This is a genomic window from Modestobacter sp. KNN46-3, from assembly GCF_011039295.1.
Genome location: NZ_JAAKGN010000259.1, coordinates 1 through 3,527, shown reverse-complemented (window position 1 = coordinate 3,527; position 3,527 = coordinate 1). Strand labels below are relative to the sequence as shown.

Annotated in this window: 3 protein-coding genes; all 3 read right to left on the bottom strand. The window is 77.1% G+C overall.

Annotation, left to right across the window (positions count from 1 at the left end):
- A partial coding sequence (locus tag G5C62_RS26095; RefSeq protein ID WP_241176148.1) for a DUF3488 domain-containing protein occupies window positions 1–909 on the bottom strand: 909 nt, incomplete at its 3' end.
- Window positions 906–2,258 (bottom strand): DUF58 domain-containing protein, encoded by a 1,353-nt coding sequence (locus tag G5C62_RS26090; RefSeq protein WP_164703285.1) that lies wholly within the window; start codon window positions 2,256–2,258, stop codon window positions 906–908. The genes G5C62_RS26090 and G5C62_RS26095, both read right to left, overlap by 4 nt.
- Window positions 2,259–2,290: 32 nt before the next feature.
- Complete coding sequence (locus G5C62_RS26085) at window positions 2,291–3,223, bottom strand: AAA family ATPase (protein ID WP_164703286.1); 933 nt, start codon at window positions 3,221–3,223, stop codon at window positions 2,291–2,293.
- Window positions 3,224–3,527: the final 304 nt, after the last annotated feature.

Genomic DNA, 3,527 nt, shown 5'->3' with positions numbered 1-3,527 from the left:
CTGTCGGTGCAGGTGCTGGGGTCCGAGGACGAGGACTGGCGCTTCGACCCCGCCGCCCGGACCGTCTTCGGCCGGGACGTGACCACCGGGGGGCTGGCCTACCGGTTCACCGCCCAGCCCCGCGGCGAGCGAGCCCTCGGCCAGCATGGGCACGAACGCCGGCACCAGCAGGCCGGCCACCAGGGCGACCACGCCGGTGCGCAGGGCCGGCAGGGTGCCGGTGCCCATCGGCGACCCACTGCCACCCCGGGCGTCCCCGACCAGCCGCGCCCGCTGGTCGGCCCACAGCAGGACGGCGAACCCGGCCGCCGGGGCGGCGAAGGAGATCAGCGCGACCTCCCCGATCACGGTGCTCACCGGGACGCAGTAGAGGACCAGCAGACCGAGACCGCCCAGCGCCGGCTGGCGGGCGGGGACGGCGAGCAGGTCGACGGCCAGCGCGATCAGGGCGACGAAGACGGTGGTCAGCGCCACCAGCCCGGTCAACGGCAACGCCGGCGTGGCCTGCTCCCGGATCTCCGCGGTGCCGTCCCCGAGCAGACCGGCCAGGTCGGCCAAGCTGCCCAGGGTCGGCAGCACGCCCGCCCAGCCGCGCTCGGGTGTGAAGACCATCGTCAGGACGACGAGCACCAGGGCCACCTGGCCCAGCGGCACCGCCAGCCGGGCCGGGCCGGCCCACCACGGGGAGTCGTCCCCGGCGGAGTCGACCAAGCGGTCCAGCAGCGCACGCAGCGCCACCCCGCCCAGGCCGACGGCGGCCACCACCATCGTCACCGGCAGCAGCCACGTGCGGGCGGCGAAGACCGGGTCCAGCGCCAGCGCTCCCAGTCCGACGGCGACGGCGACCGCGATCCCGGTGCCCGGCCCGCCGCGGGTGGCCCGGGGCAGCTCGTCGACCTGACCGCTCACGCCGGCACCGGCCCTGCGGCACCAGCCCGGATGCCCACCTGGCTCCACAGCTGCGCCACGCTCTGGTCCGGGCCGATCATGGCCACCTGCCAGCCGGCCGCGCGGAACAGGTCGCCGGCCTGCTGCTGCCGAGTGCACAGCTCCGCCCGGGCGGCGGGGCCGAGTGCACGCCGGCCCCGGGTGGCCCCGCCGTCCAGCCAGCCCGCCGCGTCCACCAGCACCGCGACGTCCCGGCCCGGGCCGGACCGGGCGCGGACCAGCCCCGCGACGTCCTCGGGGTCGACGAGGCCCAGCAGGCAGATGGCCGGCCCGTCGGCCCCCGACCGGCGCAGCGCCTCCACCCCCAGCTGCAGCCCGGGCTGGGGCGCGCCGCCCAGTCCGGCGAGTCGCTCGAGCAGCTCGTCCGGGCCCAGCTGTCCGCGGCCCAGGGCCGGGGTGAGCTCCCCGCCGTCGGTCACCACGCGCAGGGCGGCGCCCCGGCGCAGCAGGTGGGTGCCGATGCTCGCCGCGGCCTCCACCACCCACTCCAGGGTGTCCTGCGGCGGTGCCGGGTCACCGGCTGCGCCGTCGACGCTGCCCCCCAGCAGGTGGACGGTCGACCGGGAGTCGACGAACACGGTCGCCGCGGCTCGCCACGGGCGCTCCTCCAGCCGGACCATCAGCTCGCCGGTGCGGGCGGTGGCGCGCCAGTGCACCAGGCGCAGGTCGTCGCCGTGGCGGTACTCCCGGGTGCTGACGTCGTCCTCGCCGTGCACGGCGATCGACCGGCGGGCGCCCTCGCCGCCGTCGCCGCCGGCGCCGGTCAGCGCTCCACCACCGGACAGCGGGACGACCCGGGGGAGCACCAGCAGGGCGGCGGTGTCGGTGCCGGTCGCGGTGCGCAGCACCAGGCCGAAGGGGTCGACCAGCCGCAGGCTCAGCGGCCCGAGGGTGTACCGGCCGCGCCGGGAGCCGTGCAGCCGGTACCGGAGCGGGGCGGTGCTGCCGCTGAGCAGCCGCTCCACGACGAAGCGCGGCCGCGGGCCCAGGTCGACCGGCAGGTGCTCGGTGAGCAACCACAGGCCGCCCGGGCGCCGGTCGGTGTTGGCCACCTCCAGCAGCACCTCGGCGGTGCCGCCGCGCGGCAACCGGGCCGGGGTGACGGTGCGCCGGGTGGCGACCCGGAAGCGCTGGCGGGCGACCCCGACGGCCGACACCACCGGCAGGGCGAGCACGAACACGGCCAGCTGCACCAGCGCCCGCTCGCCGAGCAGGGCGCCCAGCGCGGCCAGGGTCAGCCCGGCGGCGACCAGGCAGCGGCCGCGCAGGGTGAGGGAGGACGCGGCGTCGGCGATCCGGGTGCGGGCCATGGGCGGGGTGTCCGTCTCTGGAGCGGGCCGGCTCAGCGGCCGCCGTGGACGGGCACCGTGGCGAGCAGGTCGGTGACCACCCGCTGGGCGTCCCGGCGCGCCAGCGCCGCGTCCGGGGTCAGCAGCAGCCGGTGCGCCAGCACCGGCACCGCCATGGCCTGCACGTCGTCGGGGAGCACGTGGTCGCGGCCGGCCAGCGCCGCGGTGGCGCGGGCGGCGCGCAGCAGCTGCAGCCCCGCCCGGGGTGAGGCACCCAGTCGCAGGTCGGGGGAGCGACGGGTGGCCTCGACGAGCGAGACGACGTACTGGCGCAGCGGCTCGGCGACGTGCAGCCGGCCCACCGCGGCCACCAGGGTCCGCACGTGCGCGGCGTCGACGACCGGGGTGAGCGCGGTGAGCGGGTCGACGGTGGCCCGCCCGCCGAGCATCGCCAGCTCGGCGTCGCGGTCGGGGTAGCCCATCGAGACCCGGGCGGTGAACCGGTCGCGCTGCGCCTCGGGGAGGGGATAGGTGCCCTCCATCTCCAGCGGGTTCTGCGTCGCGACCACCATGAACGGCCGGGCCAGCTCGTAGGTGACCCCGTCGACGGTGACCTGCCGCTCCTCCATGCACTCCAGCAGGGCCGACTGGGTCTTCGGCGAGGCCCGGTTGATCTCGTCGGCCACGACCACGTTGGCGAAGACGGCGCCGGGCTTGAACTCGAACGCCCGGGACTCCTGGTCGTAGACGGCCACGCCGGTGACGTCGCTGGGCAGCAGGTCGGGGGTGAACTGGATCCGGCGCACCGTGCCGTCGATGGTGCGGGCCAGCGCCTTGGCCAGGGTGGTCTTCCCGACCCCGGGGACGTCCTCGATCAGCAGGTGGCCCTCGGCCAGCAGCACGACCAGCGCCAGCCGGACGACGTCGGGCTTGCCCTCCACCACGCGGCCGATCGCCTCGGCGAGCTGAGCCCCCTCGGCCGCCACGTCGACGTCGGTCTCCGGCTGCGTCGCTGCGGCGTCCTGGCCGGTGTCGTGCCGGGGTGCGGAGCGCAGCTCCGTCGTCCCCCGGTCCGACCGCAGCTCTGCCGTGCCCTCGGTCACCCCACTCACGGTACGTGCTGATCAGCGGCGTGCACGGGCGATCCCGTCCCGATGCCGTTCCGCTGCCGCGCCGCCGGCCGTCCCGCTGCCCGGAGGTGCCCAGCAGGTGGACGATCGACCGGGAGTCGACGAACACGGTCGCCGCGGCTCGCCACGGGCGCTCCTCCAGCCGGACCATCAGCTCGCC

What these genes read in the sequence shown, in the direction of transcription:
- G5C62_RS26090 (WP_164703285.1), bottom strand. Translation starts at nt 2,258, where the DNA reads ATGGCCCGCACCCGGATCGCCGACGCCGCGTCCTCCCTCACCCTGCGC.